Consider the following 23581-nt stretch of genomic DNA (forward strand, 5'->3'; position numbering starts at 1 on the left):
AGGTGGCTTTTTTTTGTGAAATTGATAGCTGCTAATGCCTTATGGGTAAGCGTTAGAGGCTGATTTAATTGAAAGTTTCTGCCCCCTAGAAGCGCAGGCCTGCGGGGTTTTCGGGCGTGGGCGCGCCAGGGGGCGGGGCTGCTGGCGCCGTGATGCGTGCAGGACGCTCGGCGGGCTTGGCTGCTTCGGCAGCGGCTGCTGCCGGCGCGGTCAGGGGCCTGGCTGCGGGAGCTTTGTAGCTCTTCGGCAACTGGGGCTGCTTGGGGTAGCCGGCCGCGCTCAGATACTGGTCCCAGCTGTCGGCGCCAAAACCCTTGAGGTGCTGGTTGCCGATGGTGGCAAAGGGCAGGCTGTCCTGCCCGCTGAGCTTTCTGAGCGCCGCCACATCGCTGCTGGTATCTATGCTGCGCTCGTTGAACGGGATGCCGCGGTTTTGTAGATGAGACCGGGCCTCGTCGCAGGGCTCGCAGTCCTTGCCCGTATAGATCGTGACGGGATAGCGGTTGGCAGTCTGGCGCAAGTCGTAAGGCAGTTGCGCGTTGGCCGAAGACGCCGGGCCATCGGCGTTGCTCACGGCTTCGGCACTGGGCTTGGCGTTGGGGCCGATGGCCCGGTCGGAATAGGTGACCCGCCCGTCAGGGCCCACGCTGCGGTAGAGATTCTGAGCCAGGCTGACTCCGCTCGCCAATGCGGCAAAGGTGGCTACAAGCATTGTCAGCAGCAGGGCGTTGCCGGAGGTCGGCTTCTCGGCCGAAGGCCGGGCAATGAAAGATCGTGACATCTCAATCTTGGTCAATGAAGTGGTTTGAGGGTGCAAGCGCCAATGGGCAGAGCATAGCTTGCATGGAGGACTGTCTGCTCCCATGCTCAGGCTTGTCTTGATCTGACCTCGTTGCGTGAGTCAGCTTGCGTCAGTCTTGGGTCTCTCTTATCGGGGCAATGGCAGGCATGAAAAAGCGCCCGGGCAGGGCGCTTTTGGGCAGGAGGCAGCAGAAGGCTCAGGCGGCCTGGCTCATGCCTTGGTGGCGAAGCAGGGCGTCAATCTGCGGCTCGCGGCCACGGAAGGCCTTGAAGGACTCCATGGCAGGGCGGCTGCCGCCGGCTTCCAGAATCGACTCGCGGTACTTGCGGCCGGTCTCGGGGTTGGGCGAGCCATCGGCCAACATGGTTTCTTCAAAAGCCGCATAGGCGTCCGCGCTCAGCACCTCGGCCCATTTGTAGCTGTAGTAACCGGCGGCATAGCCGCCGGCAAAGATATGGCTGAAAGTGTGTGCCATGCGGTTGTAGGCTGGCGATTGCAGCACGGACACCTCGGCGCGCACCTGGTTCAGCAGCGCCATGAAGTCGTCTGCCGGATTGTGCTCGGTGTGCAGGAGCATGTCGAACAGCGCGAACTCGATCTGGCGCAGGGTCTGCATGCCGGACTGGAAGTTCTTGGCCGCAATCATCTTGTCGTACAGCGCGCGGGGCAAGGCCTCGCCCGTGTCCACATGGGCAGTCATGTGCTTGAGCACATCCCACTCCCAGCAGAAATTTTCCATGAACTGGCTGGGCAGCTCGACGGCATCCCATTCCACGCCGGCAATACCCGAGACATCGCGTTCGTTGACCTGCGTGAGCATGTGGTGCAAACCGTGGCCGGTTTCGTGGAACAGGGTGATCACGTCATCGTGCGTGAGCAGCGCGGGTTTGCCGTCTACGCCGGATGCGAAATTGCAGACCAGATGGGCCACGGGCGTTTGCAGCTGATGGGTGTCGGGGCGCAGCCAACGCGTGCGCACATCGTCCATCCAGGCGCCGCCGCGCTTGCCCTTGCGCGCCTGCGGGTCCAGATAGAACTGGCCGACCAACTGTGGGCCTTGTGCGCTGGAGCGCTCGATGCGGTAGAACTCCACGCAGGGGTTCCAGACCGGAGCTTCATCGCGGCGGATGGATACTTCGAACAGGGTCTCGACAATCTTGAACAGGCCGGCCAGCACCTTGGGGGCTGGAAAATATTGCTTGAGCTCCTGCTCGCTGAAGGAATAGCGAGCTTCCTTGAGTTTTTCGCCGATGAAGGCCCAGTCCCAGGGTTGGGGGTCGGCAATGCCGAGCTCAGTCCTGGCAAAAGTGCGCAGATCGGCCACGTCCTTTTCGGCATAGGGGCGGGCGCGTTGCGCCAGATCGCGCAGAAAGTCTATGACCTGCTGGGGCGAATCGGCCATCTTGGGCACGATCGAGACTTCGCCGAAATTGCTGTAGCCCAGCAACTGGGACTCTTCCAGGCGCAGGGCGAGAATTTCCTTCATCACGGCGGTGTTGTCAAAGCGCTTGCCGTCGCCCTCGGCCTGGTCGGAGGCCCGGGTCACATAAGCCTGATAGATCTTTTCGCGCAGTGCGCTGCTCTTGGCAAACTGCATCACCGGCAGATAGCTGGGCATCTTAAGCGTCAGCTTGTAGCCTTCCTTGCCATCGGCTTCGGCGCCGGCCTTGGCCGCAGCGATCACATCGGCCGGAACGCCGTCCAGCTCGTCAATCCTGGCGTAATAGGCAAAGGCATCGGTGGCGTCCAGCGCGTTCTCGCTGAATTTCTGGGCCAGCTCGGCCGAGCGGGCCTGAATCTGCGCAAAGCGTTCCTTGGCAGCGCCCTGCAGTTCGGCGCCCGAGAGCACAAAGCCGCGCATGGCATGGTCCCAGGCGGCGCGCTGCTCCTTGTTGAGGCTGGCCGGGTCAATGGCCTTGTACTTGGCGTACAGGCGTTCATCGGCGCCCAGATTGGTCCAGAACTCGGTGACCTTGGGCAGGGCTTCGTTATAGGCAGCGCGCAACTCCGGGGTGTCGGCAACGCTGTTGAGGTGATTGATGGCCGACCAGGCTGTGCCCAGCTTTTCAGTCGCCACGTCCAGCACGGCAGAGATGGCCTCCCACTGTGCGGGGAAGTCCGGTGCAACCACGGTCTCCAGCGCCTCGCTGGCACGGGCCAGCAAAGTGTCGATGGCGGGTGCCACATCCGCAGGCTGAATGCGGTCAAACAAGGGCAGGGAGGAGGATTCGAGAAGTGGATTGCTCATGCTGTATTAAGTGCCGGCAAGGTCGGGAAAATCAAGCGCTCTCAGGGTATTTATTGCTATCGCCTTCATAGCGTCAGCCTGTGGTCAGAAGCGTGCTCGCGCCAGGACTGCGTGCAAGCGCCACCGCGCAGCAAAGCTGTCGTCCCCCTCATGCGATCAGAGCCAGAGAGGGAGAGGCCGCGGGGCGGCTCGGAGGGCGTCAGCCTGCGGCGCGCTCTGCCGATTCCATGGTGTTGACCAGCAGCATGGTAATTGTCATGGGGCCGACACCACCGGGCACAGGGGTGATGTAGCCAGCAACTTCCTTGACGCCGTTGAAGTCGACGTCGCCGCAGAGCTTGCCTTCGGCATTGCGGTTCATGCCTACGTCGATGACCACGGCACCGGGCTTGACCATGTCGGCGGTCAGCACATCCACCTTGCCCACGGCCGCGACGATGATGTCGGCCTGGCGTGTCATGGCAGCCAGATCGGCGGTGCCGCTATGGGTGACGGTGACCGTGGCATTGGCGGCCAGCAGCATCATGGCCATGGGCTTGCCCACGATGTTGGAGCGGCCGATGACCACGGCGTGCTTGCCGCGCAGATCCTTCATGCCGATGGATTCCAGCATCTTCATGCAGCCATAGGGCGTGCAGGCCTTGAAGCCGACTTCGCCGACCATCAGTGCGCCGGCGCTGGCCACGTGGAAGCCATCCACGTCCTTGGCGGGGGAGATGGTTTCGATGACCTTGTGGTCGTCGATGTGCTTGGGCAGGGGCAACTGCACCAGGATGCCGTGAATGCTGGGGTCGTTGTTCAGCGCTTCGACACGTGCCAGCAGTTCGGCTTCGGTCATGGAGGCATCGTACTTTTCCAGCACCGAGTGGAAGCCCACGTCTTCGCAGGCCTTGACCTTGTTACGCACGTAGACCTGGGAAGCCTGGTTGTCGCCCACCAGAACTACGGCCAGCCCGGGCGTGACGCCCTTGGCCTTGAGCGCTGCCGCGCGGGTGGCGACTTCCTTGCGCAGTTGTTCGGAGAGGGCTTTGCCGTCGATGAGTTGGGCTGTCATTGCTGGAGTACCAATAAAAAATGCTGCTAGCCCTTGATGAACAAGCACTAGCAGCTATCAGAATAGGAGTTGGCTAAAGCGCGAGGCCTGGCCAGTGCTCCTTGGATTATCTCGCGATTGGAGTGGCTTCCGATTTCGCGGGGAGCACTTAATTGACGGCAGCCGCCGCTTTGGCCGCAGCGCTGGTCTGGCCCTGGCCCAGTGCGATCTTGAGCAGATCGGCCACAGTGTTGGCGTTGAGCTTTTCCATGATGTTGGCGCGGTGGGCTTCCACGGTCTTGATGGAGATGCCCAGATCGTCGGCGATCTGCTTGTTCAGGCGGCCGGCAACGATGCGCTCGAGCACCTGGGCTTCGCGGCCCGTGAGCTTGGCCAGCAGCGCATCGCGGCTGGCGGCCTGCTGGTGGCCGGTAAAGGCTTCGCGGGCGTGATCCAGCATGCGCTCGACCAGACCCAGCAGCTCTTCTTCGTTGAAAGGCTTCTGGATGAAGTCCAGCGCGCCTTTCTTCATGGTGTTCACGGCCATGGGCACATCGCCGTGGCCGGTGATGAAGACGATGGGCAGAGGAGACTTGCGCTCAATCAGTCGGTCCTGCAGTTCCAGGCCGGTCATGCCGCCCATGCGGATGTCGACGATCAGGCAGGCCACTTCACGCGGGTCGTAGCGCGACAAAAAGGTCTCGGCGGAGTCAAAGCAACGCACGCGGTAGTCCTTGCCTTCCAGCAGCCATTGCAGCGAATCACGGACTGCTTCGTCGTCGTCAACTACGTAAACAGTGCCTTTTTTGGGAATCAAACTCATGCAATCGTCCTCTTTATGGGTTCGCTTGTCGTGGTGAGTGTTGTCGTCTCCACACCCGTTGCCAACGGTAGCCAGAATGAGAACCGGCAACCAGTGACTTCGCTTCCATTGTAGAGGTTCTCGGCATGCATTCGACCCTGATGTGATTCGACAATCGAGCGGCAAAGGTTCAGGCCTATGCCCATGCCTTCGCTCTTGGTGGAGAAGAAGGCTTCGAACAAGTGTTCCAACACTTCCGGCGGCAGGCCCTTGCCCGTGTCTTCCACGGTGAACTCCACACCCGGCAGGCTTTCAAAGACCTGAGGGCGCACGCGCAGTTCCACATTGCGTTGACCCAGCGGGCGGTCGGACATATCAATGGACTCAGCACTGTTTTTCATCAAATTAATGAGAACCTGCTCGATGAGGATGGCATCGGCCATTACTGGCGGCATGCGTTCGGCAATATGCGAGGTCAGCTGCACATTGCGGCGGCGCAGCTCGATACCGGCCAGCTCCAGCGCCTCGTTCACCATCTCGCCTACCTGGGCCAGCATGCGATTGGGCTCGCTCTTTTTCACGAAGGAGCGGATGCGCTGAATGATCTGCCCAGCACGCTGTGCCTGATGTGCTGTCTTTTCCAGTGCGAACTTCATCTGTTCGGGTGTGAGCGTGCCGTTTTCCAGGCGCGTCAGCATGCCGGAGCTGTAATTGCTGATGGCGGTCAGGGGCTGGTTGAGCTCGTGCGCCACGCTGGATGCCATCTCTCCCATGGTGATGAGGCGGCTGGCGGTCTGGGCCTTTTCAGCCTGAGCCGCAGCCTGTTCCTCGGCCAGGCGGCGCTGGGTGATGTCGGTGGCAATCACCATCTGGGCCAGGCGGCCGTCCACCCAACTCAGATAGCGCGAGCGGACTTCCAGCCATTTGCCCAGGCTGGGCACGAAGATCTCGGCGTTCTCGCTGCGTGCGGCAGTCAGCGTGTCCGTGGGCAAGCCCATGAGGCCGTCTTCGTTCTCGGCTTCGGGCTGGTGGCGAACCGGTAGCTTGCCAGCCTGGGCGACCAGTTGCAGATGTCCTTCGGTGTGCGAGCCAAACCACTGGCGGTACAGCTTGTTGGCAAATAGCAGTTCGGCACTTCCAAGAGGGGCCACGGAAACAGAGGCATCCAGCGCCTCCAGCACAATGGTGAAGCGCTCGTATGAGGCAGACAGCTGTTCGCGAATCCGGTTGGGCTCGGTAATGTCCGTCATGGACGACATCCACCCCGTATGCTGGCCGTGGGCATCAATCAGCGGCGATACATACAGGCGCGCGTCGAACAGGCTGCCGTTCTTGCGCTTCACACGTACCTGAAAGCCGCCAACGATGGTCTTGCCCGACAGCTCTTCGCGCAGCTGTGAATGCAGATTGTCGTAGTCGTTATCGGGCCAGTAGGAATAAGGTGGAACCTGGCCGACCAGATCCTTCTCGCTCCAGCCCGTCATCTGGCAGAAGGCCGCGTTCACATAGGTAATGCGACCGTGCAGATCCAGTGCTCGCATGCCCGTCAGCACGGAATTCTCCATGGCACGGCGGAAGTTGGTCTCGGCCACCAGGGCCTCCTGGGCACGCTGACGGCGGCGTGTGTGGCGCCAGGTGGCCAGCAGCAGCCAGGCCGTCATGGCCGACAAGGTGCCCACCAGCCAGAACAGGCCGCTACCGACTACGCCCAGCGAAGTCTGGTAGGCCTGGGCGCGCATCATCAGCGCCGTGCCCACCGGGGAGACGGGCACTTCGTATTCATTCGCAATGGCACGCCAGTGCAGCAGCTCGGTAGGCGTCTTGCGCGGTGCCAGCGGAGTGCCGGCCAGCACATGGTTGTCGGCATCGCGCATGGTGATGGCGTAACGGGCCATCACTTCCGTGGGCGTGCCATAGCGCAGCAGACTGTCCACCGAAAACTCGGCCAGCAGCTCGCCCTGGTAGCGGCTGTTGGCGCTGATTGGCACATGCAGTTGCAGCAGTGGCGGCAACTCATTGGGCTGGGCTTTTTCCTGCACATAGATGGGCTGCAGCATCTCGCGGGCCTGCTCATAGGCTTGCAGGGTCTCGCCCTGATGCAGGCTTTCGCCCACGGCACGCAACTGATCCGTGGCCACCGTCGGAGCTGACTGGCTGTACACAACCTGACGCTTGTCATTGATCCAGGTAATCGATTGCAGCTCGGGGTATTGGCTGATCAACGCTTCGGTGCGGCCGTCGAAGTCGGCTTTGCGCATCTCGCGGTTGCCGATGTCACGAGCCATGCGCATCAGTTGCTCCTGGCGCTCCAACAGGCGCAGGCGCACGCGTTGTTGGGCGTATTCCACGTCGCGGCGCAGTGCCTCCTGCTCGCGATCCACTTCTTCCGTGCGCAAATACCAGAACGACGCAATGATTGCAGCCATGAACATCAGCACCGACGCCAGCGGCGCGAGCGCGGCATAGCGATCCTGCCGGGTCGGCGACAGGCTGCGCCACCAGCTACGCCACCAGCGCACAGGGGATGCAACGGATTGCGCGCTTTTTGCGTCCTCTTTTTCTCGTTCGTGATTGCTTGTTTGCATGCCTCCAGTGTAGGGGAGAGACCTAGTGGAATCTGCGACTATTTCTGTCGCGTAAAAGACAATCTATGGAGGCTTCACTGTATGTGCATTTGCAGCATTTTTTTATATAGTGAAATCACAAAGCACAATTTGAAATTTGAAAAAAATGTGCGAAACTCGCCAGCGATCGACACAGTGAATCGGTTTAATCCGGGGAGCACCCGAAGGTGCTGTGCCACGCGTTATGCGGTGTGGCGCTTGCCGCACCCGTGTGATGCCGCACTCACTGCTTCGTGATAAAGCTACCCCCTCTCGAAGGAGACACTCACAATGACAGCTCAGACTGATCCCAAAGGCGCTGGCTTTCCTGCCGGCCTGGACCAACAAGAATCGCGCGAGTGGATGGATGCCCTCTCTGCGGTGATCGACCGCGAAGGTGCGGACTATGCTCACAAGCTGATCGAGGATCTGCTTGAACACGCTCGCCAGAACAGCGTGGACATGCCTTTCTCGGCCAATACCGGCTACGTGAACACCATCGAAGTCGACCAGGAAGAAAAGTGCCCCGGCAACCTCGAGATCGAAGGTCGTCTGCGTGCCTACATGCGCTGGAACGCCATGGCCATGGTGGTCAAGGCCAACCGCATTCACCCCCCTGAAGGCGGTGATCTGGGCGGCCACATCGGCTCCTTCGCTTCGCTGGCCAATATGTTTGCGGCCGGCTTCAACCATTTCTGGCACGCCGAGAACGAAAGCCACGGCGGCGACTGCCTGTACATCCAGGGTCACGTTTCGCCCGGCATCTATGCCCGCGCCTACCTGGAAGGCCGTATCTCCGAAGAGCAACTGCTGAACTTCCGCCAGGAAGTGGACGGCAAGGGGCTGTCGAGCTACCCCCACCCCAAGCTGATGCCCGACTTCTGGCAGTTCCCCACGGTGTCCATGGGCCTGGGCCCGCTGATGGCCATCTACCAGGCGCGTTTCCTGAAGTATCTGCACGCACGCGGCATTGCCAACACCGAAAACCGCAAGGTCTGGGTGTTCTGCGGCGACGGTGAAATGGACGAGGTGGAATCCCTGGGCGCCATCGGTCTGGCATCGCGCGAGAACCTGGATAACCTGGTTTTCGTGATCAACTGCAATCTGCAGCGCCTGGACGGTCCCGTGCGCGGCAACGGCAAGATCATCCAGGAGCTGGAAGGCGAATTCCGCGGTGCCGGCTGGAACGTGATCAAGCTGCTTTGGGGCAAGGGCTGGGACGAGCTGCTGGCCAAGGACAAGGACGGCGTGCTCAAGAAGATCATGATGGAGTGCAACGACGGCGACTATCAGGCTTTCAAGGCCAACGACGGTGCCTACGTTCGCCAGCATTTCTTCGGCCGCGATCCTCGCGCCCTGAAGATGGTCGAGCACATGTCCGACGACGAGATCTGGAACCTGCGCCGCGGCGGCCACGATTCGCAGAAGGTCTACGCAGCGTTTGCCGCTGCCAACGGCCACAAGGGTCAGCCCACGGTGCTGCTGGTCAAGACCGTCAAGGGCTTCGGCATGGGCAAGGTCGGTGAAGGCAAGAACAACGTTCACCAGACCAAGAAGCTGAGCGACGAGGACATCAAGGCCTTCCGCGACCGCTTCAACATTCCGATCCCCGACAGCCAGATCGCGGACATTCCCTTCTACAAGCCGGCCGACGATACGCCGGAAATGAAGTATCTGCACGAGCGCCGCAAGGCCCTGGGCGGCTACCTGCCACACCGTCGCCAGCAAGCTGACGAGCAGTTCACCGCTCCTGCGCTGGATACCTTCAAGGCCATCCTGGAGCCCACACCCGAAGGCCGTGAAATCTCCACGACCCAGGCTTATGTGCGTTTCCTGACGCAGCTGCTGCGCGACAAGAACATCGGCCCCCGCGTGGTGCCCATCCTGGTGGACGAAGCCCGTACCTTCGGTATGGAAGGCCTGTTCCGTCAGGTCGGCATCTACAACCCCCACGGTCAGCAATACACCCCGGTCGACAAGGACCAGGTCATGTACTACCGCGAGGACAAGGCCGGCCAGATCCTGCAGGAAGGCATCAACGAAGCCGGCGGCATGTCCAGCTGGATTGCTGCAGCCACCAGCTACAGCCATAGCAACCGGGTCATGATCCCGTTCTATGTGTACTACTCGATGTTCGGCTTCCAGCGCATCGGCGACCTGGCCTGGGCGGCTGGCGACCTGCAAGCGCGCGGCTTCCTGCTGGGCGGCACCTCGGGCCGTACCACGCTGAACGGCGAAGGCCTGCAGCACGAAGACGGTCATAGCCACATCCTGGCCAACACCATCCCCAACTGCGTGACTTACGACCCCACCTTCGCTCACGAAGTGGCCGTGATCATGCAAGACGGTCTGCGTCGCATGGTGCAGAACCAGGAAAACATCTTCTACTACATCACGCTGCTGAACGAAAACTACCCCATGCCTGGCCTGGAAGCCGGCACGGAAGAGCAGATCCTCAAGGGCATGTACATGGTCAAGCCTGGCCAGAAGGTGCCAGAGAGCGGCCTGCGCGTTCAACTGCTGGGCTCCGGCACCATCCTGCGCGAGTCCTTCTTCGCCCAGGAACTGCTGGAAAAGGACTGGGGTGTTGCCGCCGATGTCTGGAGCTGCCCGTCGTTCAATGAACTGACCCGCGAAGGTCAGGAAGTGGACCGCTTCAACATGCTGCACCCCCTGGAAGCCGCCAAGGTTCCGTTCGTGTCGCAGCAGCTGGCTGCCCACCCCGGCCCCGTGATCGCTTCGACCGATTACATGAAGGCCTACGCCGAGCAGATCCGTCCCTACATGCCCAAGGGCCGTACCTACAAGGTGCTGGGTACCGACGGTTTCGGCCGTTCGGACTTCCGCGCCAAGCTGCGTGAACACTTCGAAGTCAACCGTCACTACATCGTGGTGGCCGCACTGCGCGGTCTGGCCGATGAAGGCAAGATCAACGCCACGACCGTGGCCGAAGCGATCAAGAAGTACGGCATCAACGTCGACAAGATCAACCCGCTGCACGCCTAAGAAGGGGAGACAGATAACATGGCATTGACAGAAATCAAGGTCCCCGATATTGGCGACTTCTCCGAAGTCGGCGTGATCGAAGTGCTGGTCAAGGTGGGTGACACCATCAAGGTCGAGCAATCCCTGATTACCGTGGAGTCGGACAAGGCTTCCATGGAAATCCCCTCCAGCCAGGCTGGCGTGGTCAAGGAAATCAAGGTTGCCCTGGGCGACAAGGTCAAGGAAGGCTCCGTGGTCGTGATGCTGGAGACTGCCGATGCAGCTCCCGCACCTGCCGCCGCAGCGCCTGTCCCTGTTGCAGCACCCGTGGCCGCAGCTCCTGCCCCCGTGGCTGCAGCCCCTGTGGCCGCCGCTCCTGCAGCATCCTCCACCGTGGACCTGAAGATCCCCGATATCGGCGACTTCAAGGACGTGGCCGTGATCGAGATGCTGGTCAAGGTGGGTGACACCGTGACCGCCGAGCAATCGCTGTTTACCGTGGAGTCCGACAAGGCCTCGATGGAAATCCCTTCGCCCTCGGCCGGCACCATCACGGCGCTGACCATCAAGCTGGGTGACACCGTCAACGTGGGCGACGTCGTCGGCCAGATGACAGTGCAGGGCGCAGCTGCTGCCCCCGTGCAGGCCGCCGCTCCCGTGGCTGCACCGGTTGCCGCTCCTGTGGCTGCAGCACCTGCACCCGTGGTTGCAGCCCCTGTGGCCGCCACTCCTGCTGCCGCACCTGTGGCAGCGCCTGCAGCCCACAACCCCACCGTGGCGCCTTCGGGTCAGCTGCCCCATGCCTCGCCTTCGGTGCGCAAGTTCGCTCGCGAACTGGGCGTGCCTCTGGCAGAAGTCAAGGGCTCGGGCAACAAGGGCCGCATCACGGCGGAAGACATCCAGTCCTTCACCAAGTCGGTGATGGCCGGCGCCGTGCAGACCCTGGCTCAGCAGGCCGTGGCTCCCAAGTCTTCCGGCGGCAACGTCGGCGGTCTGGAAGTGCTGGCCTGGCCCAAGGTCGACTTCGCCAAATTCGGCTCTGTCGAGCGCAAGGAACTGTCGCGCATCAAGAAGATCTCGGGCGCCAACCTGCATCGCAACTGGGTGGTCATCCCCCACGTCACCAACAATGACGAGGCCGACATCACCGAGCTGGAAGCCTTCCGTGTGCAGACCAATGCCGAAAGCGCCAAGGCCAAGAGCGACGTCAAGGTGACGATGCTGGCTTTCGTGATCAAGGCCGTGGTTGCTGCGCTCAAGAAGTTCCCCGAGTTCAACGCCTCTCTGGATGGCGACACTCTGGTCTACAAGCAGTACTTCAACATCGGCTTTGCCGCTGACACGCCGAACGGCCTGGTCGTTCCTGTGCTCAAGGACGCCGACAAGAAGGGCATCCTGCAGATCAGCCAGGAAATGGGCGAGCTGGCCAAGAAGGCCCGCGACGGCAAGCTGGGCGCTGCGGACATGCAAGGCGGCTGCTTCTCGATCTCGTCTCTGGGCGGCATCGGCGGCACCAACTTCACGCCCATCATCAATGCGCCTGAAGTCGCCATCCTGGGTCTGTCCAAGGGCGCCATGAAGCCCGTGTGGGACGGCAAGCAGTTCGTGCCTCGCCTGATGCTGCCTCTGTCGCTGTCGTACGACCACCGCGTCATCGACGGTGCAGCAGCCGCACGCTTCAACGCCTACCTGGGCGCTGTGCTGGCCGACTACCGCCGCATCCTGCTCTAAGCAGCTGACGGGCAGACCGATTTTTAGCGAAATCGGCCTGTAGCGCTTATCTGAACTGCGCAAGCAGCTATCTTTTTAGATGCTTTGCGCTTCACCTTGCCAGCCCATGAGTGAGATGAAGAACCTGAGACAGCATCCCATCGAGCATCTGCGTGGCGTCATTCCCGGTATCCGGCCTTTTCCGGATGCGGCTGACGTCTTCGCCGAGCCGGTCGAGAAGTACGCGCGGCATTTTCTGCCGCTGGTCACCATCGATCTGGCCTTGCTCGACGATGCCTGGAGCGGGCCGATTCATCTCGTCGCCCCTTGCGAGCCCTACGAAGGGCAAGTCGGGGAGTGGGGGGGCGAGGAGTTTGGCAACGCGCTGCTCAAGCCTGACTGGCTGGCTTTCAAACTCGACGAACAAGGCAAGTACGAGCTGCTGGGCGACTGGCGCTATTTCATGCTGGAGCAGGATCGGGCCGACTGGGTGGAAAAATCGCTCGACTGGCGCGAGGTGCGCACCCAGCATCGTGAACTGGTCAAACTGGGCGTGGAGCCGCCGTTTGAGCTGCACCACGAGGCCAAGTACTCATGGCGCGATGTGATGGAGCTGCATTACGCAACCCAGCACGCAGCCTATGAGCAGGCCAGGCGAGACTTTCTGGCCCATGGCTGGAATGCCGCCAAGCCCTGGAATGACGCTGCTGAAGTTGCCAAGCTGCCTTTGTATGAGCCAGGCACGGACTGTTATGACTCCACTTCAGGGCGCTATCTGCTCGGCGTGCTGGGCGGGCCTGCGTGGGGTGGTAACTGGAGCAATCTGACCAACCCGCTGCTCAGCGGCATTGGTACGGATGACGGTATTCACCCCATTCACCCGGAAACGGGCGCTGCGTTCGAGTTCATCACCAGCACCTATGCCAACGAGTTCACGGGGCATGACTGCGAAATCCTGCTGTTCTACGAGCCCCAAAGCCGTACCGTGCTGCAGACCTTTGATTGGAGCTAAGGCGTCACCGTCCGGCTTCAAACCGAGAAAAATCGTTTTTGCTGCCTGATCCTTCAGGCGGCGCAGAGACAAAAACCAAGATAGGAGCGCATATGAGCCTCATCGATATCAAGGTACCCAACATCGGCGACTTCGCCGAAGTGGGCGTGATCGAACTGCTGGTCAACGCCGGCGACACCGTGTCCGTGGACCAGTCCCTCATCACCGTGGAGAGCGACAAGGCCTCCATGGAAATTCCTAGCAGCCACGCTGGCGTCGTGAAGGAAATCAAGGTCAAGGTCGGTGACAAGGTTGCCGAAGGCTCCGTCGTGCTGTCGCTGGAAGTGGCGGCCGGTGCTGCCGCACCGGCACAAGCCGCAGCGCCTGCGCCTGCCGCAGCCGCTGCCGCACCTGTGGCCGCCCCTGTGGCTGCTGCTCCCGCTCCCGTGGCCAGCAACTTTGCCGGCACCGTGGACATGGACTGCGACGTCGTGGTTCTGGGCGGTGGCCCTGGCGGTTACTCCGCAGCCTTCCGCGCTGCCGACCTGGGCCTCAAGGTCGTGCTGGTCGAGCGCTACGCCACCCTGGGCGGCGTTTGCCTGAACGTGGGCTGCATCCCCTCCAAGGCCCTGCTGCACGTGGCTGCCGTGATGGACGAGGTCAAGCACCTGGAAGTGGCCGGCGTGAAGTTTGCCGCTCCCGAAGTGAACATCGACCAGTTGCGCGGCCACAAGGAAAAGGTCATCGGCAAGCTGACCGGCGGTCTGGGCCAGATGGCCAAGATGCGCAAGGTCACCGTCGTGCGCGGCTACGGCAACTTCGTGTCTGCCAACCACATCGAAGTCGAAGAAACCACCGGTTCCGGCCAGGAAAAGACCGGCAGCAAGAAGATCGTTCAGTTCAAGAACGCCATCATCGCTGCGGGCTCGCAAGCCGTTCACCTGCCTTTCATGCCCAAGGACCCCCGCGTGGTCGATTCCACCGGCGCCCTGGACTTGAAGGAAGTGCCCAAGCGCATGCTGATTCTGGGCGGCGGCATCATCGGCCTGGAAATGGGCACCGTTTACAGCACACTGGGCGCACGCCTGGACGTGGTGGAGATGATGGACGGCCTGATGCAGGGCGCTGACCGCGATCTGGTCAAGGTCTGGCAAAAGATGAACGCACCGCGCTTCGACAACATCATGGTCAACACCAAGACCGTCGGTGCCGAAGCCACGCCAGAAGGCATCAAGGTCACGTTCGCTCCTGCCAAGGACGGCGTCACCGTGCCCGAACCCCAGACCTACGACCTGGTTCTGCAAGCCGTGGGCCGCACGCCCAATGGCAAGAAGATCAGCGCCGACAAGGCTGGCGTGGCAGTGACCGACCGCGGCTTCATCGACGTCGACATCCAGATGCGCACCAACGTGCCCAACATCTTCGCGATTGGCGACATCGTGGGTCAGCCCATGCTGGCGCACAAGGCCGTGCACGAAGCGCATGTGGCCGCCGAAGTCATCGCCGGCGAGCTGCAAGGCAACAAGGAACTGGCTTCCGCTGCCTTCAACGCCCGCGTGATTCCTTCGGTGGCTTACACCGACCCCGAAGTGGCATGGGTGGGTCTGACCGAAGACCAGGCCAAGGCACAAGGCATCAAGGTCAAGAAGGGCCTGTTCCCCTGGGCTGCCTCGGGCCGCGCCATCGCCAACGGCCGCGACGAAGGCTTCACCAAGCTGCTGTTTGACGATTCCCCCGAAGCTCACGGCCACGGCCGTATCCTGGGCGGCGGCATGGTCGGCACGCATGCCGGCGACATGATCGGTGAAATCGCCCTGGCCATCGAAATGGGCGCGGACACCGTGGACATCGGCAAGACCATCCACCCCCACCCCACGTTGGGCGAGTCCATCGGCATGGCGGCGGAAGTGGCGCATGGGTCTTGCACGGACGTGCCACCCGCACGTAAGTGAGCGTTTCGCTTGCTTAAAACAAAGGCAGCCTTCGGGCTGCCTTTTTTATATTTCATAGCTGCTTGTGCTTGCTGCATAAGCGCTTGAGACCGACTGATTCTCAGTTTTCTATCTGTGATCGTGCTGCTTTGAGTGCTTGAGTAAATGTGGTTTGCATTGAAGGCATGAGCCCGCTTGACTTTGCCGAGGTCGCGGTGAGCGCGGAGGGCTTGCACCCCAGCAACCATAAGCTGGGCGCTGCTGCCGGCAAGCCCGTGGCGGCGGGTTGGGGGTCTTATGAAGCCAACGCGCAGGCCGAAGCACAGCTTAAAGACTATTTTTGATAGCTGCCAATGCATGATGCATAAGCGCTGGAGCCTGTTTTATCTTGAATTTTTGGCGTTGGTGCTTGAGCTTGTCTGCCAATGAGTTTCCCGATCAGGAAATATCGATTCCTTTTCCGCGTGCTCTGCTTCATAATTTCCCGAACGGGAATTTCCAGGCTAGATCATCTTATGTCCACCATCCAAACAACCGAGCAACTGGGCGCGGCCTTGCGCACCGCCCGTAAACAACTGGGGCTGACCCAGCCCCAGCTTGCCTTGGCCGCAGGCGTGGGCACGCGTTTTATTGTGGATCTCGAGGCTGGCAAGCCCACGGTGCGGCTGGAGCATGTGCTGCGGGTGATCGATGCGCTGGGCGGGGAGTTGCAGTTGGGCGGCTTGCCGAATACAGCTTCTGAGGGCGCAGACCATGACGCATGAACTCGAAGTCTGGCTGTTTGATGGGCGCGTCGGCAGTCTGTCGCTGGTGCATGGGCGGCTGAGCTTTGCCTATGCGACCGACTGGTTGGCGCTGCCGCAGGCCACGGCTTTATCGCAGTCGCTGCCGCTGCAGGCTAAACCTTTTGACGATCATCAGACCCGGCCGTTCTTCGCCGGTCTGCTGCCCGAGGGGCAGATGCGGCGCCTGATTGCCCAGCAGTTTCAGGTGTCGGGCCAAAACGATTTTGCGCTGCTGGACCATATTGGCGGCGAATGCGCGGGGGCCGTGACCTTTCTGGAGCCGGGGCAGGCCTTGCCGCAGACTAACGGGGCTGGGGCGACCGGGGCACCGGGTGATGTGGAGTGGCTCAGCGATCAAAAGCTGCTCGCCTTGCTGGACGAGCTGCCGCGTCGCCCCATGCTGGCGGGAGATGATGGGCTGCGGCTATCGCTGGCAGGGGCGCAGGACAAGTTGCCCGTGGTGGTGGACGAGAGCATTCCGGGCGCAGTGCGTATCGGTCTGCCGCGTAACGGCGCGCCCAGCTCGCATATCTTGAAGCCCGCCATTCATGCTGTGGAGGACAGTGTGGCCAATGAAGGCTTTTGCATGCTGCTGGCTCAGGTCATGGGGCTGCGGCCTGCCAATGCCCGAATCCAGAGCGTGCTGGGCCGCTCGTTTTTGCTGGTGAAGCGCTATGACCGGGAGCTGAATGCTCAAGATCTGCACCAGCCGCAGTTGCAACGTCTGCATCAGGAAGACTTTTGCCAGGCGCTGGGCGTGGTGCCCGAGCTGAAGTACCAGAACGAGGGCGGGCCGGGCCTGGCGCAATGCTTTGCCCTGCTGCGCAGCGTGACCCGGCCCAGCGCGCCTCAGGTGCTGCGGCTGCTGGATGGGGCGATCTTCAATGCCTTGATTGGCAACCATGATGCCCATGGCAAGAATTTCTCGCTGCTTTATGGGGGAAGGGCGCCCGTGCTGGCACCGTTCTACGACCTGCTGGCTACAGCGATTTACCCCCAGCTGACGCCCAAGATGGCAATGAAGATTGGCAGCAAATACAAGTTCAGCGAGCTGGAGGCCAGGCACTGGGAGCAGTTTGCGGAAGAAGCAGGCCTTGCCAAGGCGGCGACGCGCAAGCGTTTGCAGCAGCTGGCGAACGAACTACCCGCTGCCGCGCGCAAGCTGCAGGCCGCGCCACCGCATGGTTTTGCGGGCAATGCCGTGGTGACGCAGATCGTGCAGCTGATAGAGCAGCGCTGCGCCTTGACGCTGAGGCGCTTGGCCTGAGCACACGCGTGATTTCACACCTAGATCGGAGCGCCGCGATGCCAGTTAAATTTCCCGATCGGAAAATATATATTTAAATCAGTTGTTGCAAGTTAAAAATTTCCTGATCGGGAAATTTTTAAGATTTATAGCTTCTTGCGCTGTTGCATGAGCGCTTGAGCTTGATTTGACCGATATTGGATGCCGTTGATTCAGCGCCAGCATATAAGAACCGTATTGATGGAGACAAACCCATGCTTAGCCCCAACCGCGATTTTTCCCGACCGCTCCAAGCCGCCTGCCACTGCGGCGCAGTGCGCTTTACCGTTCTGTTAAGCGATGGCCTGAACACCGCGCGGCGTTGCAATTGCTCGTTTTGCCGCATGCGCGGGGCCGTGGCGGTGTCGGCTGATTTGAGCGGAATCGAGGTGCTGCAGGGACAGGATGCACTGACGCTCTACCAGTTCAACACCGGGCAGGCCAAGCATTTCTTTTGCAAGCATTGCGGCATCTATACCTTCCATCAGCGACGCTCGTCGCCGCATCAGTACGGTGTGAATGTGGCTTGCATAGCGGGCATGAGCCCGTTTGACTTTGCCGAAGTGGTGGTGAGCGAGGGGCGCTCGCACCCCAACGACCGCCGCGCAGGCGCTGCTGCGGGCAAGTCTGTGGCGGCAGGCTGGCTGAGTTACAAGGCGAATCCCTTGGCCGAAGCGCAGCTTGAGGAATGATTTTGATAGCTGCTAACGCTTTACAGGTAAGTGTTAGCGATCGTTTTTAATGAATTTTCTGCGTTCGGCATCGAATCAGCCAGCCAGATAGATCCAGGTCGGGCGCTGCCTGGCAAGCGCGCCGGGGATGGCTTAGCTGCGCCTGGCCTTGGAGTCGCGCACTGTCACCATCAGCACCAGTGCCGAGAGGATCAGCATGACCAGCACAAGATAGATGCTGTAGTGCCGGTTGCCTGTGTGCTGGGTCAGCAGGCCGGCCAGCGTGGGGCTGGCGGCCGAGCCCAGATTGCCCAGGCTGCTGATGAGCGCTATGCCGCCGGCGGCCACGGCCGGTGACAGATAGTCGCTGACCAGGGCAAAGAACAGCGGGGGCAGGGCCGCAAGTCCGATCAGCGTGAAGGCCAGGGCAATCAGCGAGCCCTCAAGATGGCCGTGCATCTGCAGGGTGACGATCAGGCCGGCAATGGCCAGGCCGGTGGCGATGAACAAATGCCAGCGGCGGTCGCGGAACCGGTCGGAGCTGGCACCGAAGGCAATCATGCCGAAGAAGCCTGCGACAAAGGGAATGGCCGAGTAGATGCCGACATGCAGCACGTCCTGCACGCCCAGGCCCTGAATCACGGTCGGCATCCAGAAGACAAACAGATAGGTGGCACCGTGCATCATGAAATACACAAGTGACAGGGCATAGACCTTGGGGTCGCGCAGCAACTGGCCCAGAGAGGCGCTGCTGTGGGCCGCCTTGTGCCCGTGGCCGCCATGATGAGCAACTTGGCCGCCGTCGTTGGCGATGTTGTGTTGCAGGCGCGCTTTTTCGGCGTCTGTCAGCCAGCCGGCGTCGCTCGGCTTGTCCTGCAGATAGAAGTAGAGGATCAGACCCAGAATGCAGGCAGGAGGGCCCTGGATGAGAAACAGCCACTGCCAGCCATGCAGACCGTCGATGCCATCCATATATTTGAGAATGGCGCCGCACAAGGGGCCGGCCGCAATCGCCATGGCCATGACGGCTGAGAGAAAGATGGAGATCACGCGGCCACGGCGTGCCGAGGGGTACCAGTAGGTGAAGTAGAGAATGACGCCGGGAAAGAAGCCGGCTTCGAAGGCGCCCAGCAGAAAGCGCGCCACATAGAACTGCATGGGAGTGGAGACCCAGGCCATGGCGGTGGCGATGACGCCCCAGACCAGCATGATGCGCATCAGCGTCTTGCGCGTGCCAATCTTCTCCAGCAGCAGATTGCTGGGCACTTCAAACAGAAAGTAGCCTATGAAGAACAGGCCTGCGCCAAAGCCGTAGGCGGCGTCGCCGAAATCCAGCGTCTGCTTCATCTGGATCTGGGCGTAGCCGATGTTGATGCGGTCCAGGTAGGCGACCATGTAGCAGATCAGCAGCAGGGGCAGCAGCCGCCAACTGACCTTGGCATACAGCGCGTTGTCTGCATCGATGTCGTGGCTGGTGTCCTGCCTGGGCGTTGCGCCCGAAATGGTCGTCGCGCTTGGAGTCATGCTTGTCTCTTGGAAGTTGGTATGGGGCGCTGGGCGGTTCCTTGCGGCACGTCTTGCAGCATCACGACGTAGACGCTGCAAGCCGCTGTGCTAGGGCTATGCCGGGCTTTTGTTGTTGTCTTGAATACAGGGGGAACTGCGCAGAGGCCCACAGCATCAAGCCGTGGGACACAGGCTGCCAAGTCTTGCTGCCAGGACCTCACGAGGTCACGGCGGAGACTGTGGTTGTGACCAGTGATTGGATTGCTTGCCTTCGAGTTCCCGGTTCATTTCCTGCTATTGCCCTTCATGGCCTGGACCTGGCTGCGCACAGGTATGCATCAGCCTGTCTTGACCTCTGCGGGGGCAGAAATCAAGGTGTTCGAAGGGGCAATGTAGGGCTGGTGCCCTGAATGGACTTAACGCATGCCGCAATTCAGTTGCCAGATCATGACATCCGAGGGTAAGCCTTAGGGTCGGCCTTGCTGCGGCAAGGCAGCGGGAGATGCTGCGGTTTTGCGGGGCGATGGCGTGCGCCATCGAGAGCCATGCTGCGCCTGAACTCGCACTCGCACTAGCACGGGGGGCAGGCAGCCGTTTCATCTGCGGATAGCTGATGTGGCCGAGTATGTATTTTGATAACGGCCAGCGCGGAAAGGAGCCAGTTGGGCTTCTATTTGCACAAGCGGGTTGCCAGAGCTTTTGAGCCGCCACATTGTGCCAGCGGATACGCCCGGCATGGCTCCGGGCGTTGGGTGGATCGCTGGGTTCAGCGATGGGGAGTGCTGCCTCAGGCTTTTTTCAGAAACTCGGATTTGAGAATGAATGGACCCTGATCCGTCTTGCAGTCCACGTCATGGTCGCCGTTGTCATAGACCAGGCGAATGCCTTTGATCTTGGTGCCTTTTTTGATGACGGTAGAGGAACCTTTAACCTTCAGGTCCTTGACCAGCAGCACGCTGTCACCGTCGGCCAGCGGCGTGCCGTTGGCGTCCTTGATGATGCGGGGGCCGTTGTCTTCATCGGCAATGGCTTCTGCATGGGCCGACCACTCATAGGCGCAGTCGGGGCAGATCAGCAGATCGCCATCGGGGTAGGTGTTGTTCAGGCCGCATTGGGGGCAAGAGGGCAATGTCGTCGTGCTCAAGGATTGGCTTTCTTTCAAAATAGCAAGCACCAAGCCTAGCCGCAAAGCAGTAGTGGGTCGCCCAGGTGCGGATTGAGAGGCCTTTGCACGCCGATATGGACGGCATGCGCTGCATGAGCCTGGCTGGATTTCAGTCCATCACAAAGATGGGCGCAGCCGTGCGAAACGGCAGCTTGCGGCCGGGCGGCAGCAGATAGGCATGCTCGCGCGGCACGCGCAGCTGGTCGCATTGACCATCGGTGATGATGAGGATGGGGCCGTCCTTGGGAAAGTCGTCGTCCTGGAGCAGCAGATCCACGCCTGGTTGCAGCACGGTGCCGCCACGGCCTTTGAGGGCGATGCGCTGGGCAATGTCTGCGGCTGGCAGATAGCCCAGATCGTAGGCGGCAGCGTCGCAGCATATCAGGCGCACGGCGGGCACATCCTTGGCATCGGCGTAGCTTGCGATGGCGCCCAGTGCCTTGGCCAGAACATGGCGCTCCATGGAGCCCGAGGTGTCCAGCAGCACGCCGAAGGTACGGCCTTCCAGCCAGCGGCTGTCGGCCTGAATGCGGGGCCGGGGAATATCGGGCGTGGCGCTTTGACGGCGGCTGATGCGGGCATAGCTGCGCCGCGTCTCTACGGGCGGGAAATGGTGGTCGAACCAGCGCGCCAGCTCCACCTGCCAGTCAATCGGCGGCTGTAGCAGCGCGCGGATTTCCTTGATCAGCCCCGCAGGCAGCAGGCCGCGTGCGTCTTGCTCATGGCGCAGCAAGCCTTTGCCCAGCTGGGTGCGGCAGAATTCGTCGATATCGGTGTAGTCGCCAGCCTTGCGCTGGCCGCCCACATTGCGCTCCAGCATGTCGCCCTGGCCACCGGCCAGGGTGCGCAGCTTGCGCATGCGGCGCAGATCGCCCGCGATGCGGTCGTAGACCTCTTCCGCGCTGAGTCCGCGCAGCTCCGGGTCGTAGAGCAGGCCTATGCCCGGCGGCTGGCCCACGTCCATCTGAATCAGCCAGTCGTTGATGACGAAGTCGCAGGCCACGTTCCAGAGAAACGGCTCGCGCCCGCGCCGGCGCGGCAGATGGCGCAGGGCGACGTGCAGGACTTCGTGGGCGATGACGAAACGCAGCTCCAGCTCGGACAGGTGCGGGCCGGGGTTGATGTAGATAATGCGCAGCATCTCGTCGACCGCGGCGACGGCAATGTCCTCGCGCTCGCAGATGCTGGCGTCCTCCATGATGTCAAACGCCGCGACCATGCTGCCCAGCAGCGGAAAGCTGTCCATGAACCAGTGGCGTGCGCGGTCCAGCGCGCTACTGGCAGGCAGGCTCTGGCCAAACTCGCGGCGCACGCCCGCAGCCATTTCCACGGATTGGGTGACGGAGCGAGCCAGGCCCGCAGCAAACATTTCGGGCCAGTTGCCGTACCTGCGCCAGTACGGCTGAGGCTTGCTGGTGGATGAGGCCGGCTCAGGCCATTGCTCTGGCAAGGCCAGGCTGGGGTGAGCGCCGCCCTGGCCGGGACCGGCAAGACTCAGCGCCTGCGCCCAGGCGGGTATGCCCTGTTCGCAGAACTGGGCATACCACTGTGCCTCGTCGCGCTGGGGCAGTCCGTCGGGTAATTCCATGCCTTCGGGCGGACGTCCGAGCTTGATGGTCTGGATGAAGCGGGCCGTGACCACGTCGCAGGCCGCGCTCCATTGCGCCCAGTGGCTGCGGTCGCGCTGAAACAGCTCCAGCGCGTAGCTGAGCGTGGCCCGCCCAAGGCAATATGCCCATTCCTCGGGACTGGCCATGCGCTTGGGGTGGATGTCGATCTGGCCGGTAAAGCGCTGGTGGTTGAGGCTGGCCTGCGCCCAGCCATGGGTCGGACACTGTGAATGGGCGCTGCGCACAAAGCCCAGGCTGCGGCTGAGTTCGGTAAAGATGGGGTGTGCCTGCAGCATGGCCAGGCCTTGTGTATAGGCCTGGGTGGCTGGCGTTTCGCGCGTTGGCGGCTTGGCCATCAGGCTCTGGCTGCTTCGCGCGCTTCCACCAGGCGTGGCAGGTCGCGCACGATTTCCACCATATACCAGGCGGGCAGGGTCTGGCTGTCGCTTTCGGCGGTGACGATCTGCGCCATTTCCAGGCTGATCTGGGCCAGCTCCTTGAGCATGGCCTTGGAGCGGTGCACGGTCTGCTGCAGCTCGCCGCCGCTTTGCTGCTTGTCGGCGGGCAGGATCTTGAGCAGACGCGCACGGAAGGCCTGGGCCAGGAAATACAGCACATCCCTGTCCTGCGGCGCATGGGGCCAGTTGGCGTCGCCCTTGAAGATGGCGTCCAGACGGTGACGGTCGTCGGCCAGCTTGTAGAAGGCCTTGAACTGCGCCGCATGCTGGGGCGTGAGGCAGCCGCTGCACAGGGCTTCCAGCGTCTGTAGGTTCAGCGCATCGCCATAGGAGAGCAAGGCGTCGCTGAGCATATGCCAGGAGCGCGGCGTGGAAAACGCCTCTTCATGTTTGGGCGGCTGGCTCCACAGGTGATCGGGGCGCTGGGCCAGGTATTCGAGCACCAGGGTATGCAACTGGGCCTGCTGCGCCCATTGCAGCCACTCGCTGGCGCTGACCTTGAGGTGCACGTGAATCATGCGGTTGATCAGCGCCGAGGACATGGTGCGCACAATCGCGGAATCCTGGGCGCGGTTGCCAGCCGCAATCACGATGGAGCCCTCGGGCATCAGGTACTCGCCCACGCGGCGCTCCAGAATCAGGCTGTAGAAGGCTTTTTGCACATCCTGGCTGCAGGCGTTGAGTTCGTCCAGGAACAGGCAATAAGGCTGCTCGCGCGCAATCATGGCGGGCGGGCAGAAGCGGGTCACGCCGTCAATGATCTGTGGCACGCCCAGCAAGTCCTCGGGAGCGAGCTGGCTGCCCAGCAGGGACACGCAATCAAGCCCCACGCTTTGCGCAAAGTTCTGTACCAGTGCCGATTTGCCGATGCCTGGCGGCCCCCAGATGAACACGGGGCGTACGGTGGCGACGTTGAGAAGGAATTCGCTCAGTTGCGAGGGAGTGAGAGCCAGACTGGTTTGCATGCTGCGTGCAGTCTAAGGCAAGTGCAGCAGC

General features: G+C 61.6%; 17 protein-coding genes. 8 read left to right on the top strand and 9 right to left on the bottom strand.

What is annotated here, in order from left to right:
- Positions 1–85: 85 nt before the first annotated feature.
- The 5 genes from ACWGXF_RS18370 to ACWGXF_RS18390 all read right to left on the bottom strand — a co-directional run bounded on the left by ACWGXF_RS18370 (position 86) and on the right by ACWGXF_RS18390 (position 7470).
- Entirely contained in the window at positions 86–781 is a 696-nt protein-coding gene (locus ACWGXF_RS18370) for a glutaredoxin family protein (RefSeq protein ID WP_452102245.1), read from the bottom strand.
- A gap of 217 nt (positions 782–998) precedes the next feature.
- The gene (locus tag ACWGXF_RS18375) at positions 999–3050 is read right to left on the bottom strand and encodes a M3 family metallopeptidase (RefSeq protein ID WP_012838305.1); all 2052 of its coding nucleotides are present in this window, start codon (positions 3048–3050) and stop codon (positions 999–1001) included.
- A gap of 199 nt (positions 3051–3249) precedes the next feature.
- The gene (gene folD / locus ACWGXF_RS18380) at positions 3250–4104 is read right to left on the bottom strand and encodes a bifunctional methylenetetrahydrofolate dehydrogenase/methenyltetrahydrofolate cyclohydrolase FolD (protein WP_039051043.1); all 855 of its coding nucleotides are present in this window, start codon (positions 4102–4104) and stop codon (positions 3250–3252) included.
- Between the two features lie 148 nt (positions 4105–4252).
- Positions 4253–4906 (bottom strand): response regulator transcription factor, encoded by a 654-nt coding sequence (locus ACWGXF_RS18385; protein WP_003055354.1) that lies wholly within the window; start codon positions 4904–4906, stop codon positions 4253–4255.
- Complete coding sequence (locus tag ACWGXF_RS18390; protein ID WP_012838307.1) at positions 4903–7470, bottom strand: PAS domain-containing sensor histidine kinase; 2568 nt, start codon at positions 7468–7470, stop codon at positions 4903–4905. The genes ACWGXF_RS18385 and ACWGXF_RS18390 overlap by 4 nt, the downstream gene beginning before the upstream one ends.
- A 309-nt stretch (positions 7471–7779) precedes the next feature.
- On the opposite strand from ACWGXF_RS18390, the gene aceE reads away from it, so the two are divergent.
- From aceE to ACWGXF_RS18430, 8 genes are all read left to right on the top strand, one after another.
- A complete protein-coding gene (gene aceE / locus ACWGXF_RS18395; RefSeq protein ID WP_054074231.1) occupies positions 7780–10494 on the top strand; it encodes a pyruvate dehydrogenase (acetyl-transferring), homodimeric type in 2715 nt (904 codons plus the stop codon).
- Between the two features lie 18 nt (positions 10495–10512).
- Positions 10513–12204 (top strand): dihydrolipoyllysine-residue acetyltransferase, encoded by a 1692-nt coding sequence (gene aceF / locus ACWGXF_RS18400; protein WP_004340842.1) that lies wholly within the window; start codon positions 10513–10515, stop codon positions 12202–12204.
- 115 nt (positions 12205–12319) lie between these two features.
- A complete protein-coding gene (locus ACWGXF_RS18405; protein WP_452102246.1) occupies positions 12320–13195 on the top strand; it encodes a hypothetical protein in 876 nt (291 codons plus the stop codon).
- Between the two features lie 92 nt (positions 13196–13287).
- On the top strand, positions 13288–15126 hold the full coding sequence (gene lpdA, locus ACWGXF_RS18410) for a dihydrolipoyl dehydrogenase (protein WP_256630439.1): 1839 nt from the start codon (positions 13288–13290) through the stop codon (positions 15124–15126).
- Between the two features lie 164 nt (positions 15127–15290).
- Positions 15291–15449, top strand: a complete 159-nt coding sequence (locus ACWGXF_RS18415) for a hypothetical protein (RefSeq protein WP_041744108.1) — start codon at positions 15291–15293, stop codon at positions 15447–15449.
- A gap of 171 nt (positions 15450–15620) precedes the next feature.
- On the top strand, positions 15621–15869 hold the full coding sequence (locus tag ACWGXF_RS18420; RefSeq protein WP_012838313.1) for a helix-turn-helix transcriptional regulator: 249 nt from the start codon (positions 15621–15623) through the stop codon (positions 15867–15869).
- Positions 15859–17157, top strand: a complete 1299-nt coding sequence (locus tag ACWGXF_RS18425; RefSeq protein ID WP_256630440.1) for a type II toxin-antitoxin system HipA family toxin — start codon at positions 15859–15861, stop codon at positions 17155–17157. Before ACWGXF_RS18420 ends, ACWGXF_RS18425 begins: the two co-directional genes overlap by 11 nt.
- 233 nt (positions 17158–17390) lie before the next feature.
- Positions 17391–17867, top strand: a complete 477-nt coding sequence (locus ACWGXF_RS18430) for a GFA family protein (protein ID WP_080692925.1) — start codon at positions 17391–17393, stop codon at positions 17865–17867.
- A 132-nt stretch (positions 17868–17999) separates the two neighbouring features.
- Here the strand turns inward: ACWGXF_RS18430 and ACWGXF_RS18435 are convergent, their stop codons facing one another.
- The 4 genes from ACWGXF_RS18435 to ACWGXF_RS18450 all read right to left on the bottom strand — a co-directional run bounded on the left by ACWGXF_RS18435 (position 18000) and on the right by ACWGXF_RS18450 (position 23550).
- Complete coding sequence (locus tag ACWGXF_RS18435; protein WP_012838316.1) at positions 18000–19370, bottom strand: MFS transporter; 1371 nt, start codon at positions 19368–19370, stop codon at positions 18000–18002.
- A gap of 769 nt (positions 19371–20139) precedes the next feature.
- Entirely contained in the window at positions 20140–20496 is a 357-nt protein-coding gene (locus ACWGXF_RS18440; RefSeq protein WP_034362530.1) for a zinc ribbon domain-containing protein YjdM, read from the bottom strand.
- A 130-nt stretch (positions 20497–20626) separates the two neighbouring features.
- Positions 20627–22483: a vWA domain-containing protein gene (locus ACWGXF_RS18445; protein WP_256630441.1), complete on the bottom strand. Its 1857-nt coding sequence runs from the start codon at positions 22481–22483 to the stop codon at positions 20627–20629.
- A complete protein-coding gene (locus ACWGXF_RS18450) occupies positions 22483–23550 on the bottom strand; it encodes an AAA family ATPase (RefSeq protein WP_452102247.1) in 1068 nt (355 codons plus the stop codon). Before ACWGXF_RS18450 ends, ACWGXF_RS18445 begins: the two co-directional genes overlap by 1 nt.
- Positions 23551–23581: the final 31 nt, after the last annotated feature.

The organism is Comamonas sp. HJ-2 (genome assembly GCF_053615495.1).